The organism is Komagataeibacter oboediens (assembly GCF_003207815.1).
Classification (GTDB): Bacteria; Pseudomonadota; Alphaproteobacteria; order Acetobacterales; family Acetobacteraceae; genus Komagataeibacter; species Komagataeibacter oboediens.
In genome coordinates, this window is the sequence record NZ_NKTX01000004.1 from 1 (window position 1) to 15143 (window position 15143).

At 62.4% G+C, this 15143-nt stretch carries 14 protein-coding genes; 4 read left to right on the plus strand and 10 right to left on the minus strand.

The genetic code is table 11. From position 1 onward, the window contains the following. A partial coding sequence (locus CFR80_RS19595) for a hypothetical protein (protein ID WP_220032737.1) occupies window positions 1–215 on the plus strand: 215 nt, incomplete at its 5' end. Window positions 216–319: 104 nt separating this feature from the next. Here CFR80_RS19595 and clpB read toward each other — a convergent pair. The 7 genes from clpB to miaA form a co-directional block, all read right to left on the minus strand. Beyond that, window positions 320–2923, minus strand: coding sequence for an ATP-dependent chaperone ClpB (gene clpB, locus CFR80_RS03715; RefSeq protein ID WP_110507101.1), 2604 nt, complete (start codon window positions 2921–2923; stop codon window positions 320–322). 336 nt (window positions 2924–3259) lie between these two features. After that, the gene (locus CFR80_RS03720) at window positions 3260–4324 is read right to left on the minus strand and encodes an aldo/keto reductase (RefSeq protein ID WP_010515700.1); all 1065 of its coding nucleotides are present in this window, start codon (window positions 4322–4324) and stop codon (window positions 3260–3262) included. Window positions 4325–4528: 204 nt separating this feature from the next. Then, window positions 4529–5257, minus strand: coding sequence for a fumarylacetoacetate hydrolase family protein (locus tag CFR80_RS03725; protein ID WP_110507102.1), 729 nt, complete (start codon window positions 5255–5257; stop codon window positions 4529–4531). A 142-nt stretch (window positions 5258–5399) separates the two neighbouring features. Next, window positions 5400–6419 carry a ketol-acid reductoisomerase gene (gene ilvC, locus CFR80_RS03730; protein WP_010515698.1) on the minus strand — a complete coding sequence of 340 codons (1020 nt, stop codon included), beginning with the start codon at window positions 6417–6419 and terminating at the stop codon, window positions 5400–5402. A gap of 52 nt (window positions 6420–6471) precedes the next feature. Continuing rightward, window positions 6472–6987, minus strand: coding sequence for an acetolactate synthase small subunit (gene ilvN / locus CFR80_RS03735; RefSeq protein WP_010515696.1), 516 nt, complete (start codon window positions 6985–6987; stop codon window positions 6472–6474). A 105-nt stretch (window positions 6988–7092) separates the two neighbouring features. Next, complete coding sequence (ilvB, locus tag CFR80_RS03740) at window positions 7093–8913, minus strand: biosynthetic-type acetolactate synthase large subunit (RefSeq protein ID WP_010515695.1); 1821 nt, start codon at window positions 8911–8913, stop codon at window positions 7093–7095. Window positions 8914–8985: 72 nt separating this feature from the next. Beyond that, window positions 8986–9990: a tRNA (adenosine(37)-N6)-dimethylallyltransferase MiaA gene (gene miaA / locus CFR80_RS03745; RefSeq protein WP_110507103.1), complete on the minus strand. Its 1005-nt coding sequence runs from the start codon at window positions 9988–9990 to the stop codon at window positions 8986–8988. 30 nt (window positions 9991–10020) lie between these two features. Between miaA and serB the strand changes: the two genes are divergently transcribed. Further along, window positions 10021–10929: a phosphoserine phosphatase SerB gene (gene serB, locus CFR80_RS03750; RefSeq protein WP_010515692.1), complete on the plus strand. Its 909-nt coding sequence runs from the start codon at window positions 10021–10023 to the stop codon at window positions 10927–10929. Here the strand turns inward: serB and CFR80_RS03755 are convergent. Next, a complete protein-coding gene (locus CFR80_RS03755) occupies window positions 10919–11878 on the minus strand; it encodes a cation diffusion facilitator family transporter (RefSeq protein WP_010515691.1) in 960 nt (319 codons plus the stop codon). The genes serB and CFR80_RS03755 overlap by 11 nt on opposite strands. 142 nt (window positions 11879–12020) lie before the next feature. Here CFR80_RS03755 and CFR80_RS03760 point away from each other — a divergent pair, with 142 nt between their 5' ends. Continuing rightward, the gene (locus CFR80_RS03760) at window positions 12021–12872 is read left to right on the plus strand and encodes a carbon-nitrogen hydrolase family protein (RefSeq protein ID WP_010515690.1); all 852 of its coding nucleotides are present in this window, start codon (window positions 12021–12023) and stop codon (window positions 12870–12872) included. Continuing rightward, complete coding sequence (locus CFR80_RS03765; protein ID WP_010515689.1) at window positions 12869–13672, plus strand: NAD kinase; 804 nt, start codon at window positions 12869–12871, stop codon at window positions 13670–13672. Before CFR80_RS03760 ends, CFR80_RS03765 begins: the two co-directional genes overlap by 4 nt. Before the next feature lie 114 nt (window positions 13673–13786). Here CFR80_RS03765 and CFR80_RS03770 read toward each other — a convergent pair whose 3' ends face one another. Then, on the minus strand, window positions 13787–14491 hold the full coding sequence (locus CFR80_RS03770) for a M48 family metallopeptidase (protein ID WP_010515688.1): 705 nt from the start codon (window positions 14489–14491) through the stop codon (window positions 13787–13789). Between the two features lie 154 nt (window positions 14492–14645). After that, complete coding sequence (locus tag CFR80_RS03775) at window positions 14646–15134, minus strand: YcgN family cysteine cluster protein (RefSeq protein ID WP_010515686.1); 489 nt, start codon at window positions 15132–15134, stop codon at window positions 14646–14648. Window positions 15135–15143: the final 9 nt, after the last annotated feature.

Genomic DNA, 15143 nt, shown 5'->3' on the forward strand with positions numbered 1-15143 from the left:
CTCACCCAGTCCAGACCGCCAATCATCACCCCCTAAAGAGCAACAATCGCGCCGCCAGCATATCCCTTCCAGATACTCTCTCTATTCTCTTGTCAAAGAACCCGCCGAAGCGGCATCGCCGTCCGGTGAAGGGGCTTTTACGGATATTCCCCCACCCTGTCAACGCCGACCTGAAAATACAGAAAATGAACGGAAAACAGCCACTAAACCCATAAACCGTTCACAAACCGCACCAAAAAAAGTGCATGAAAATGAAAAATATATGAAAAAAGGAGGGGCAAGCCCCTCCTTTCCTCAAAGCACGTGCCGATCGCCAGAATCAGTCGGCATCCATCTCGTTCCCATTGATGGTCAGGTGATCATCCTTCGCATCAACGGTGACGGTCTCACCATCATGGATGGTTCCTTCCAGCAGCAGCCCCGCCAGCGGGTTCTGCAACGCACGCTGGATCACACGCTTGAGCGGACGGGCACCATAGACAGGGTCGTACCCTTCATTCGCCAGCCATTCCTCGCCGCCCTTGTCCAGACGAAGCTGGATATTGCGCTCGGCCAGCAGCTTGCGCAGGCGACCGATCTGGATTTCCACGATCTTGCCCATATCCGCCTTCTGCAGGCGGGAGAACAGGATGATCTCATCCAGACGGTTAAGGAACTCCGGTCGGAAGTGGTTCCGCACGACCTGCATGACTTCGGGCCGCACGCTTTCGACCGATTCCCCATCCGGCAGGTGGGCCAGCACTTCAGAGCCAAGGTTGCTGGTCAGCACGATCAGCGTGTTACGGAAATCAACCGTGCGCCCCTGTCCATCCGTCAGGCGGCCATCATCAAGCACCTGCAGCAGAATGTTGAAGACGTCTTCATGCGCCTTCTCGACCTCATCAAACAGGATGACCTGATAGGGCCTGCGACGGACGGCTTCAGTCAGCACGCCGCCTTCCTCATACCCGACATAACCGGGAGGGGCGCCGACCAGACGGGCAACCGCATGCTTCTCCATGAACTCGCTCATGTCGACACGCAGCAGGGCCTTCTCATCATCAAACAGGAAGCGGGCCAGCGCCTTACACAGTTCCGTCTTGCCCACGCCCGTCGGGCCAAGGAACAGGAACGAACCGATGGGACGGTTGGGGTCCTGCAGGCCGGCACGGGCACGGCGCACCGCGTTCGATACCGCCTTAAGCGCCGGTTCCTGCCCCACCACGCTCTTGCGCAGTTCGTCTTCCATGCGCAGCAGCTTGGCGCGCTCACCTTCCAGCATGCGATCCACCGGCACACCGGTCCAGCGCGAGACGACGGCGGCGATACCCTGATCGGTCACGGTATCACTGACCATGCCGTCGCCCTTGCTGATCTGGTCAGCTTCTTCCTGCGCCTTGGCAATCTGGGCCTGAAGCTGCGGCAGGCGGCTGTACATCAGTTCCGACGCACGGGCCAGATCACCCTTGCGCTGGGCGATCTCGATATCCGAACGGACCTGATCCATTTCCTCCTGCAGCTTCTGCACCGCGTTGACGCGATCCTTTTCGGCATGCCAGGCGGCGGTCAGCGCATCGGACTTTTCCTGCAGTTCCGACAGTTCCGCTTCCAGCTTGACCAGACGTTCCTTGCTGGCCGGATCATCTTCCTTGCGGATGGCTTCACGTTCGATCTTGAGCTGGATCAGGCGACGGTCGAGTTCATCGAGTTCCTCGGGCTTGCTGTCGATCTGCATGCGCAGGCGACTTGCAGCCTCATCCACAAGGTCAATGGCCTTGTCGGGCAGGAAGCGGTCGGTGATGTAGCGGTTGGACAGCGTTGCCACGGCGACCAGCGCATTATCGGAAATACGGATACCGTGATGGAGTTCGTATTTCTCCTTGATCCCACGCAGGATGGAAATCGTGTCGGCCACCGTCGGCTCACCCACATAGACCGGCTGGAACCGGCGGGCGAGGGCTGCGTCCTTTTCGATATACTTGCGGTATTCGTCCAGCGTCGTCGCGCCGATGCAGTGCAGCACGCCACGGGCCAGTTCGGGCTTGATCAGGTTGGAGGCATCCATCGCGCCATCGCTGCGCCCCGCACCCACAAGGGTATGCATTTCGTCGATGAACAGGATGATCTGGCCTTCAGCCGATTCGATTTCCTTCAGGACGGCCTTCAGGCGTTCCTCGAACTCACCACGGAACTTCGCACCGGCAACCAGCGCGCCCATGTCGAGCGAAAGCAGCTTCTTGTTCTTCAGCGCCTCGGGCACGTCACCGTTGACGATACGCTGCGCCAGCCCTTCGACAATGGCGGTCTTGCCGACGCCCGGCTCACCGATCAGGACGGGGTTGTTCTTGCTGCGTCGTGCAAGGACCTGAATGGCGCGGCGGATTTCCTCGTCACGGCCAATCACGGGGTCCAGCTTGCCCTGCAGCGCGATTTCGGTCACGTCGCGGGCATATTTTTTCAGCGCATCAAAATTGGCTTCTGCGTTTTCGCTATCCACGGTGCGTCCCTTGCGGATGGTGGCGATGGCCTTGTCCAGTGCCTGTGGCGTCGCCCCGCCTGCACGCAGGGCCTGACCGGCCGGTGTCTCGGATGCGGCGATGGCGGCCAGCAGGCGATCCTGCGCCACATATTCATCGCCCGCCTTCTGCGCAGCCTGTTCGGCCGCATCCAGCACGCGCACCAGTTCGCTGGTGGCACTTGGCTGGCCCGCGCCGCTGCCCTGCACCTTCGGCAGTTTGGCAAGGGCGGCCTCATTCGCCGCCGTAATGGCGGGAACCTGCCCACCGGCTGCGCGGATCAGGGCGGCGGCCGCCCCCTGATCGTCATCCAGCAGGGCCTTGAGCAGGTGCTCCGGCGTCAGCTGCTGGTTGTAATCCCGCATGGCAATGGTCTGTGCCGCCTGCAGGAAGCCGCGCGACCGTTCTGTAAACTTCTCGATGTTCATCTATTCCCTCGTCCCTTTCAATCAGGCGACATAACAGGTTGTGCCTTTGCGCCGTCCCTCAACAGGCAACGGCATGGCGCTGGATTCCAGATGGGATCAACTGGATGTTATTACAAGATATCGGGTGTGGATTTCCTTCCCCTGTTTCCTGTCATACCGCACCGGGCAACCCGGATTTCCATAAAAGGTAGCTGATCATCGCCAGCGGGTCTGCAACCTTGATCCAGGTCAAGGGTGCCGTGTCTTATCAACGTAACGGCCATTCACCCAGACGGTGCGGCGGCATGAAACCGGCATGGTCCCCACCCGGTCCGGGCAGGGACGCAAACAGCTGGCCTATTTGCCTTTTCTGGCAATAGCGGGACCAAGCAGCAGAAGGTCGGCCGCCGACAGACGGTCCGACGCGGTGCTGGCCTGATGCCAGAACGGGTAGATCAGCGGCGGCGCGCTGGCGTCATCCAGACGGCTGACTTCCTCTGCCGTCAGGGTCAGGTCCGCCGCCTTCAGGTTGTCGATCAGCTGCGCCTCGGTCCGCGCGCCGATCACGATGGATGTCACCGCCGGGCGCTGCGCCACCCATGCCAACGCCACCTGTGCTGCCGAGATACCGCGTGATTCGGCAATGCTGACCAGCACCTCCACCACGTCATACAGTTTCTCGATATCATAAACAGGAGGTTCGCCCCATTTCTCGATCTGTCGCGTGCCCTCCGGCTGGGGTTTGCCACGCCGGTATTTTCCCGACAGCAGCCCACCGGCCATGGGGCTCCATACCTGCACGCCAATGCCCTGATCCACCGCCACGGGCAGGAGTTCGTATTCCGCCTCGCGCGCCTGCAGGGAATAATAGATCTGCTGCGCTACCGGCGCGATCAGGCGGTTGCGTTCGGCCGTGCCCAGCGCCTTCATGATATGCCACGCCGAGAAGTTGGATACCCCCGCATACCGGATCTTGCCCGCGCGGGTCAGGGTATCAAGCGCCTCCAGCGTTTCATCCAGCGGCGTCTGCCCATCCCATTCATGCAGGTAATACAGGTCGATATGATCGCGGCCCAGCCGCTTCAGGCTGGCCTCGCACGCGCTGACCAGATGATAGCGTGACAGGCCCGCGTCATTCGCGCCCGTGCCCATGCGGAAACGGGCCTTGGTAGTAACCATGATGTCGTCGCTGCGGCCCTTGAGGGCCGCGCCAAGGATTTCTTCCGACACGCCGGTGGAATAGATGTCAGCCGTGTCGAACATGTTGATCCCGGCATCAATGCACAGATCGATCTGGCGACGCGCACCGGAAAGGTCAGTGTCACCCGTCTTGGCAAAATCACCCTTGCCGCCAAAGGTCATGGTTCCCAGCGTAAAGGCGGAAATCCGCAGGCCCGAACGGCCAAGCTGACGGTATTGCATGTCTGTTCAATCCTTCTGCGTGAAGATATCCTGAGACTGTCTGAAAAGCCTGCCTGCAAACCAGAAAGACGTTTCGGGTGAAGTTTTTTCCAAAAAGCTTCACGGAATACCGCCTTTCTAAAAAAGGCAGCTCCCAAAAACCATCTGTTTTCAAACAGTCTCCCAACAACTGGCGCATGGCACAACAACACGCGCCGCGGGTATTCAGGCGGTATAGGTCACGTTCAGTTCCCCCACCCTGGCGCAGGTCGCATGCAGCACGTCCCCGCGCCGGACCGGCCCCACGCCCGAAGGCGTGCCGGTCATGATCAGGTCACCAGGCGCAAGCGCCACAAAACGGCTGAGGCAGGAAATGATCTCGGCCACGGACCAGATCATTTCCACCAGATCGCCCTTCTGCCGGGATTCGCCATTCACGCTCAACGTAATGGCGCCGCCTTCGGGGTGACCGCAAACCGATACGGGAACAATGGATGAAATGGGACAGGACTGGTCAAACCCCTTGGCCAGTGACCATGGGCGCCCCGCCTTCTTGGCGGCTGCCTGCAGGTCACGCCGGGTCATGTCCAGGCCCACGGCATAACCGTACACATGCGACAGCGCCTTTTCCACCGGGATGTCCTCTCCCTCGCGCCCGATCGCGGCCACCATTTCCACTTCATGGTGCAGGTCGGACGTACTGACGGGAAATGTCAGCAGGCCACCACCCGGCACCACCGCGTCACCCGGTTTGGAAAAGAAGAAAGGTTCGGACCGTTCGGGATTGCTGCCCATTTCGCGTGCGTGGGCAGCGTAATTCTGCCCCACACACCATATCCGCCGGACGGGAAAGACACCCGCACTCCCCTCCACTGGCACAATGGGAAGGGTGTAGGGGGGAATCACGTAATCCGTCACGGTACGGTGCTCCTGCTGTTCGTATCCGGCGCGCATGGTGACACCGGGGCAAGGGACATGTCACGGCAAATGCAGGCAACGACCGGAAAAGCCGACATAAAAAAAACGCCAGCCGGGTAATCCCGGCTGGCGTCTGGAAACAGGGAATGGCATGCCACCCCCGATCCCGGTCGTGAAATCAGTTGCGGGCCTTGTCGACCAGCTTGTTCTTGCCGATCCACGACATCATGGCGCGCAGCTTTTCGCCTACCTTCTCGATCTGGTGCTCGTTGTTGCGGGCACGGGTGGCCTTGAAGCCGATGTTGCCCGACTGGTTTTCCAGGATGAAGTTGCGCACGAAGGTGCCGTCCTGGATGTCGGTCAGGATCTTCTTCATCTCGACCTTGGTTTCCGGCGTGATCACCCGCGGGCCGGACACGTATTCACCATACTCCGCCGTATTGGAGATGGAGTAGTTCATGTTCGCAATGCCGCCTTCGTAGATCAGGTCCACGATCAGCTTCATTTCGTGCAGGCACTCGAAGTAAGCCATTTCCGGCGCATAACCCGCTTCGACCAGCGTCTCGAACCCGGCGCGGATCAGCTCGACCAGGCCACCGCACAGCACGGCCTGCTCACCGAACAGATCGGTTTCGACTTCTTCCTTGAAGGTCGTCTCGATGATGCCCGCGCGGCCACCACCGTTGGCGGATGCATAGGACAGCGCGATTTCCAGCGCATTGCCCGAAGCGTTCTGGGCCACGGCCACCAGCGACGGCACGCCGCCACCCTTCTGGTATTCGGACCGCACGGTGTGGCCCGGGCCCTTCGGCGCGATCAGGAACACGTCCAGGTCGGGACGGGCTTCGATGATGCGGAAGTGGATCGCCAGACCATGGGCGAAGGCAAGGGCGGCACCCTGCTTCAGGTTCTTTTCCAGCGATTCCTTGTACAGCGCGCCCTGGCCTTCATCAGGGGTCAGCACCATCACCACGTCGGCCCACTTGGCGGCGTCGGCGGGGGTCATCACCTTGAAGCCCGCGGCTTCGGCCTTGGCGACGGCCTTGGATTCGGGACGCAGGCCGACAACGATGTCGGTCACACCCGAGTCCTTGAGGTTGTTGGCATGGGCATGGCCCTGGCTGCCGTAACCGATGATGGCCACCTTCTTGCTTTTGATCAGGTTCACATCGGCATCGCGATCATAATAGACGCGCATGGTCTTGCTCCTTGGGAATGATAGACGAATCGATCAGGTAAAAACGCGACCCTTACAGGATTGCCGCGCCACGGGCGATGGCGGCGACACCCGTGCGCGACACCTCGGCCAGGCCAAGGGGACGCATGAGGTCGATAAAGGCATCGAGCTTGTCGGTCGCACCCGTCAGTTCAAAGACGAACGAAGTGGCCGAGGCATCAACGGGATGGGCGCGGAAAGCCTGTGCAATGCGCAGGGCATCGGCACGGCGTTCGCCACTGGCGATCACCTTGACCAGCGCCATTTCACGCGCGACGTGGGGGTCCGCCGCCGTCATGACCGATACCCGGTACACCGGCACCAGGCGTTCCACCTGCGCGCGGATCTGTTCCAGCACGCGCTGGGTCGCGGTCGTGACGATATTGATGCGCGACTGGCGGCGGGTTTCATCAACCGCGGCCACGGTCAGGCTTTCGATATTGTACCCACGACCGGAAAACAGGCCGATGACACGCGCCAGCGCGCCACTTTCGTTTTCGACCTGAATGGAAATGACCGCGGAGACCGGGCTCTCCTGCTGCGTGGTCATGATGGTGTTTCCTGACTGCTGAAGACGCCGGCACGCAGGCTGCATACCGGCAGGAAGGACGGAAAGGCACCCGGCGGCGGGAACGCCACCGGGGCGGACGGACGATCAGACCAGCATGCGGCCTTCTGCGCTGATCTCGTCGTCCTGATCGGGGCCCAGCAGCATCTGGTTATGCGCCGCCCCCGACGGGATCATGGGGTAGCAGTTTTCATCCTGCGCCACGCAGATATCCGCCACGACCGGACCCGGATGGGCCAGCATGTCGGCAATCACGCCATCCAGTTCGCCCACGCATGTCGCCCGCAGGCCGCGTCCGTGGAAACTTTCCGCAAGCTTCACGAAATCGGGCAGCGCCGCGCTATAGCTTTCGGAATAGCGCGAATCATGCAGCAGTTCCTGCCACTGCCGCACCATGCCCATGTACTGGTTGTTCAGGATGAACACCTTAACCGGCAGGCGGTACTGCGCGATGGTGGACAGTTCCTGAATGTTCATGAGCGTCGACGCTTCCCCCGCGATGTCGATCACCAGCGCATCGGGGTGCGCCACCTGCGCGCCAACGGCGGCCGGCAGGCCATAACCCATGGTGCCAAGCCCGCCCGAGGTCAGCCAGCGATTGGGCTTGCTGAAGCCGAAATGCTGGGCCGCCCACATCTGGTGCTGCCCCACCTCGGTCGAGACATAGGTATCACGCCCCGTGGCGGTCGCCAGTTCATGCAGGCGACGGATGGCGTATTGCGGGCGGATGATCGCGTCAGGCGCCATGTCCTGCGAAAAGCCGAGGCTGTCGATCTTCCGCCACTCACTGATCTGGTGCCACCACTGCGCGACATCGATCGGCTGGCGGGTATTGGCGGGGGTGCAGTCCCATTCCTCCAGCATCATCTCGATCACACGTCGCGCATCCCCCACGATGCCGACATCGACCGGCACGATCTTGTTGATCTGGCTGGGGTCGATATCCGCATGGATCTTGAATGACCCGGGGGAAAACGCATCCAGCCGCCCGGTCACCCGGTCGTCAAAGCGCGACCCCAGCGCGATCAGCACGTCACAGCCATGGGTGGCCATGTTGGCTTCGTACGTACCATGCATGCCCAGCATGCCCAGGAAGCGGCGATCGCCCGCAGGCATCGCCCCCAGCCCCATAAGCGTGGACGTGCATGGAAAGCCCGTCTTTTCCACCAGCCGGCGCAGTGCCGTGGAGGCTTCAGGCCCGGCATTGATGATGCCGCCACCGGTATAGAACAGCGGGCGGCGCGCGCCCTTCATGGCAGCCACGGCGCGGGCGATCACGTCGCGTCCCGGCTCGGTCTGCGGGTGATAGGACGGATGCGGCACGCGCGGCGCGTCACTGTAGGAGGCGGGGCCGACCATCAGATTCTTGGGCAGGTCAACCAGCACCGGGCCGGGACGGCCGCTGCGCGCGATATGAAAGGCCTCATGCACGCACGGGGCCACGTCCTCGGGCCGACGGACAAGATAATTGTACTTCGTGGCCGGACGGGTGATGCCGGTGGTGTCGGCTTCCTGGAATGCGTCGGTCCCGATCAGCGGCACGCCCACCTGACCGGAGAAACACACAACCGGGATCGAATCCAGCATGGCGTCCAGCAGGCCGGTCACGGTGTTGGTGGCACCGGGGCCACTGGTGACAAGCACCACGCCCACCCTGCCGGTGGACCGGGCATAGGCTTCGGCTGCGTGAACGGCGGCCTGTTCATGGCGGACCAGCACGTGGCGAATCGCGTTCTGGCGGAACAGCGCATCATAAATGGGCAGGACCGCGCCACCGGGGTAGCCGAAAATAACCTCGACCCCCTGTTCGACCAATACGCGCAGAAGCACTTCCGCACCGCTGAGGACGGTCGTATCCGTGCCGGCGGCGTGAGGCTTCAGGTCTGTCTGGTGCGATGCTGCGTTCATGTTCCTGCTCCTTCGCCCGAAGCCGCCGGGACAATCCGGCCAGCCGCATGAGGCGAAATCCCGGGGCCGGGTTTACGGAAAGCCTTGGCCCGCGTCAATGCGCTTAATAACAAAAGAAATGATTTTATTACTCGATCTTTCCATTTGTTGCGCGACATCGCATTTTTCAAACCGTTTTTCATATAAAAATGTGTCCACCTCCGCCGCCAGCGCGTGATGGGCAAACCATGTCGCCTGCCGTTTCGTATACTGCCCGGTCAGACGGATCGCCTGCGCCGCGGCTGCCGCCATGTCCATGTCACCCCGCAGCACGGCAGCCAGTTCCAGCACGCCGTGCGCGCGCATGGCCGGCAGGGTGGGGGGCAGGTCCTGCGCCAGCAGGCGGGCGACCTCCGCCACGGCGCCATGGTCCAGCATGGCATGGAACCTGCGGGCGATGGCGGCCCGCAGCGCATCGCGTGGCGGATGCAGGCGTATGGCGACAAAATGCGCACCAAGCGGCGGCAGCACGGCTTCACGCCGCCACCAGACCAGCCCATGGCCGGTGGCCTCACGCACTTCCCATGCGCGCGCGATGCGCTGCCCGTCGGTCGGGCGCAGGGTGGCGGCGGTTTCGGGATCACGCTGGCGCAGCATGTCATGCACGGCCTCTGGCCCAAGGCGATCGACCATGTCGCGCGCCTGTGCGCGGATCGCGTCAGGCGGCTGGGGAATATCGGCCAGCCCGTCGGTCAGCGCGCGGAAATACATGCCCGTGCCACCACAGAAGACCGGCACCCTGCCCGCGTCCCATGCGTCATGGGCCGCAGCAATGGCCTGCGTACGCCACCATGCGACACTGCCGGGCTCGGCCGCGGGCAACACGCCGTACAGCGCATGGGGCACGCAGGCTTCCTCGGTGGCGTCGGGGCGGGCCGTCAGGATACGCAGGTCGCGATAGACCTGCATCGAATCGGTATTGATGATGGTGCCATTCACCTGCCGCGCAAGCGCCAGCGCAAGTGCGGACTTGCCCGAACAGGTCGGACCCGCCACGATCACCGCCACGCGCGCCCGCCCGGACGGGGGGCGTGTCATTGTCTCACACCTGTCATATACCCGGACCCCATGGCTGATTCCTCTTCCTTCTCCCATACCCTTGTACTGGTGGCCAACCGTGGCGCCACATCCCTCACGCAGGTTGACATCCATGCCGCGCGTGATCTGGTGCGCGGTGATGTTCCCGTCACCCTGTCGGAAGGGGAAGCGGTCGAAATCGCCTGCAATGCCCCCGCGACATGGGTGCAGCCAGACATCGGGGCCGTGCGGGCCGTGTTTGCCGGACGCGGGCTGGACGTGCTGGTAACGCCACGTGACAACCGCCGCAAGCGCCTGCTGGTGGCCGACATGGACAGTACCATCGTCAGCTGCGAAACGCTGGATGACATCGCAGCCCATGCGGGGATCGGGGAAAAGATTGCCGACATCACACGGCGGTCCATGAACGGGGAAATCGAATTCGAATCTGCATTGCGCGAACGTGTCGCCCTGCTGCGCGGCCTGTCCGTCAGCCTGCTGGAACGTGCGTGGCAGGACGTGAAACTCAATCCCGGCGCGGTAGAACTGGTGCGCACCATGCGGGCGCATGGCGCGCGCACGGCGCTGGTGTCGGGCGGGTTCACGTTCTTCACCAGCAGGGTGGCGGCGCTGTGCGGTTTTGATGAAAACCATGCCAACACCCTGCTGGATACGGATGGCCAGCTGACGGGCACGGTGGGGCAGCCCATCCTCGGGCCGGACGCCAAGCTTGCGCACCTGCGCCGTCTGGTGGCGGAAGGTGGCATGGACATGCGTGATGCCATGGCGACGGGCGATGGCGCGAACGATCTTGCCATGCTGCGCGTGGCCGGTGCGGGCATCGCCTTCCATGCCAAGCCCGCCGTGCGGCGCGAAATCACCAGTCAGGTTAATGAAACCACCCTGCGCACCCTGCTGTTCGCGCAAGGATACCGGGCGGACGAATTCGTCACGGCGTAGGCATGCTGCCGCTGTCGGCCGTGCCCGGGGGCTGGGTGCGGCTGTCCTGTGCCTCGATAAAGACACGTGTCACTTCGGGATAGGCCTGCTTGATCTGGCGTTCCAGCGCGCTGACCACGACTTCCACCTGTCCCGCCGTCATATCGTTGCGGAAATCGAGGCTGATCACCACCAGCACGTCACGCGGGCCGAAATGCAGGGAACGGATTTCATTCAGCCGTTCCACCCCGCTGGCCGCCAGCGCCATACGCCGTAATGCCGCCAGCACCTCCGGCGCCACCCCTTCACCCGTCAGCAGGGACTGGGATTCACGCGCAAGAAAGGTGGCCGTCACCGCAAGGATGCATGCGATGATGATGGAGGCCACGCCATCGAGCACCGGCATGTCCAGCCATTCGGCAAGAATATTGCCCAGCAGCGCCACGCCAAGGCCGCTGAGTGCCGCCGTATCCTCGAACAGGACGGTAAAGACGGTAGGGTCCTTGCTCATCTGCACGGCCTCGACCCAGCCACGGCGGCCCTTGCCTTCCTTGCGGAACGCCCGCAGCGCCATCAGCCAGACCGAGCCTTCAAACACGATACTGGCCATCAGCACGACGTAATTGACCAGAACGTGCGCCACGGGCTGCGGATGGATGATGTGGATGATCCCTTCATACAGGGATACGCCCGCCCCCAGACCGAAAATCAGCAGCGCCACCACAAAGGTCCAGAAATACAGTTCCAGCCCGAAACCGAACGGATGCATGGCAGTGGCGGGACGCGTCGCGCGGCGCATGCCAACCAGCAGCAGCCCCTGATTGCCGGTATCGATCAGGGAATGGATGGCCTCGCTCAGCATGGAGGCGCTGCCGGTCATGAAGGCTGCGGCAAACTTGGTTGCCGCCACCAGCAGGTTGCCGCCAAGGGCCGCGAAGATGACAGTTCGGGAAGATGAGGAATGCGCCATTGATTTTTCAATATGAAGTCCGGCTGCATCCTATCGTGCCGCCACGGCTTTTAACAGGGCGCACGATCCGGCCATACCGGTTGCGGCTGCAGGCCTGCCTGTCCTATGGTCGGGGCGCAATGCCCACGGAGTACCTGTCCTGATGCGCACCACTGTCATCCAGATGGCGCCCGGCGCATCCGCGCCCGAAAATATCAAGCATGCCCGCGCCCTGATCACCGCCGCCATCAGCGCGGACAAGCCCGACCTCGTCATGCTGCCCGAAATGTGGAGCTGCCTTGGCGGAACACGGGACATGAAGTTCGCGGCGGCCGAAACCCTGCCCGCCCCCGATGGCGCGGGGGAAGCGGGGCCACTGTACCGGTTCCTGTCGGATATCGCACGCGATCATGGCGTGATCGTCCATGGTGGGTCCATAGGGGAACGACATGGCGACAGGCTGTTCAATACCTCCCTGCTGTTTGACGCAAAGGGGCGCGAGCGCGCGCGCTATCGCAAGATCCACCTGTTTGACGTCACCACCCCCGGTGGCGAAGGGTACCGTGAAAGCGATACGTACGAACCCGGTGCCGATATCGTGACCGCCCCGCTTTCGCCGGACCTGACGGCGGGGCTGGCCATCTGCTACGATATCCGCTTCCCCGCCCTGTTCCATGCACTGCGGGCGCGAGGGGCGAACGTACTGCTGGTGCCTGCCGCCTTTACGGTGGAAACGGGGCTGGCCCATTGGGAAACGCTGCTGCGCGCGCGCGCGATCGAAACGCAGTGCTGGATGGTCGCCTGCGGCACCACCGGCACCCATACAGATGAAAACAGCCAGAAGCGCCGCACGTACGGCCATTCCATGATCATCGACCCGTGGGGCACCGTCGTAGCCCAGGTTTCGGACGGCCCGGGGTGGAGCACGGCGCGCCTTGACCACACGGTAACCGACAGCATCCGTGAACGCATGCCGGTCATGGCGCATCACCGCCTGTCCATCCATACCCCATGAATGACATGTCGTACCCCGGCTGGACCGATGGGTACCTTCCCACGAAGCTGAGCTTTGCCGCCGCCCCCAACGAAAGCGCGCAGCAATGGCTGGAGCGACTGGTGGAACAGTACGGGCAGTGCCCGCCTGATGAGGCAGACGCGCTGGTCTGCCTTGGCGGCGATGGCTTCATGCTGGAAATGCTGCATACGACGCTGGGCCGCCCGCTACCGGTCTATGGCATCAACTGCGGGACGGTGGGATTCCTGATGAACCCCGCCGTGCCTGATGACCTGCCCACCCGCCTTGCCACAGCCCAGACCGCCATCCTGCACCCGCTACGCATGAAAGCCACGACAATGGATGGCAGATGCATCCATGCCCTTGCGCTGAATGACGTGTTCCTGTTCCGCCAGACACGGCAGGCGGCGAAAATCCGTATCGGAGTGGACGGGCGCGTGCGGCTGCCCGAACTGATATGCGATGGCGTCCTGATTTCCACGCCCGCGGGGTCGACCGCCTACAACCTGTCCGCGCACGGGCCGATCGTGCCGCTATCGGCCAACCTGCTGCCGCTGACCCCCATCAGCGCGTTCCGTCCACGCCGGTGGCGTGGCGCGCTGCTGCCTTCCACCGCGCAGGTCTGTTTCGATATTCTGGAAACCGACAAACGCCCCGTGGCCGCCGTGGCTGACTTTACCGAAGTGCGCGATGTGATTTCTGTTGAAATCAGCGAAGCGCGGGAACTGCAGACCACCGTACTGTTCGATCCGGGGCAGAGCCTGTCGGAACGGATCATAACCGAACAGTTCACTGCGTAAGGGATTTCCCCAAAAAACAGGCAACAGTTTCCTGGACGCTGCTTTTTTCAAAAAGGCAGCGTTTTTCGGAAGCTTTTTGCAAAAAGCTTCACCAAAAACGTTCATTATGATCCATCAGGCCGGAGCGATCCGGTGCAGGCTGGCACCATTGTCATGCAACCATTTTTCGGCCTGACGCCGGTGGGGGGTCAGCCGGTCCACCAGCAGCCAGAAATCCGGCCCATGATTCATGTGCCGCAGATGCGCAAGTTCATGGGCGATGATGTAGTGCTGCACCTCCTGCGGGGCCATGACCAGCCGCCAGCACAGCATGATCGACCCATCGGATGAACAGCTGCCCCACCGGCTTTTCGTATCACGCAGCCTGACCTGCGTCGGTTTCAGGCCACAGGTTTCGGCCTGCGCGCGCAGGCGGCCGGGCAGGAGGGCCTGTGCCTGCGCGCGCAGATAGGCACTGACACGACGGGGAATGAATTCCTCCGCCCCGCTGACATGCAACCGTCCCTCTTCCAGCCATACGCCACGCCGCGCATCGGGACAGTGATGGATTTCATAACGCTGCCCATCCAGCACGACATGGCCGCCATGGTGCAGTTCAACAGGCGGTGGCAGGCGCGACAGCCCCGCCGCCACCCATGCGGAATGCGCCCGCAGCAGCGCCAGCCCATCCGCCCTGCGTGCCCCGCGCGGGAGGGTGATGATGACATGCCCGCTACGCGGATCGATCCGCATGGAAATACGCCGCGCCCGGACCGAGGTCCGCCAGCCTACCGTGACCTGCCCGGATGCAATCGGCACGACCTCCGTTCCGGCTGTCACCGCATCCCTGCCGTTAAAGACTGTTTCAGAAGTCCACCCACGAAACACCCTGCTCAATTCATAAGGAAGTTTATGGTGAAGCTTTTTTCACGAAGCTTCAGAGAACGTCGCCCTTTTCCAAAAAGGGGGTACCCAGAAACTTTTACTACTCTTATCAGCGGCGGGGCGGACGCGTGCGGCAGAATGCGTCCCGTGGGGCTTCGCCCGGCCAGTCAACCACATGGTCTTCCAGCATGCCCGCCCTGCGTTCACTGATTACCCGGCCACTTACGGACACACCTGCCTCATGCACCGTATCACGGGTGCCGGACACCAGCGGGTGCCACCATGGCAGCGGTTCCCCGTCACGCACCAGCACGTATCCGCAGGTGGGCGGCAGCCAGTCGATATCCGCCAGCATTTCGGGCGTCAGGCTGATACAGTCCTGCACCCGGCGCTGCCGATGTTCATAATCGGTACACAGGCATGATGTGGTGTCCAGCAGGCGGCAGGCGACATCGGTAAACAGGACTTCGTCCGTCTCGTCCTCGCGCAGTTTGTGCAGGCAGCACCGCCCGCACCCGTCACACAGCGACTCCCACTGCGCAGAAGACATCTGGTCAAGAGGCGTCGTTTCCCAGAATGGCGGGGTATCATCTGTCATGGTCGTGGT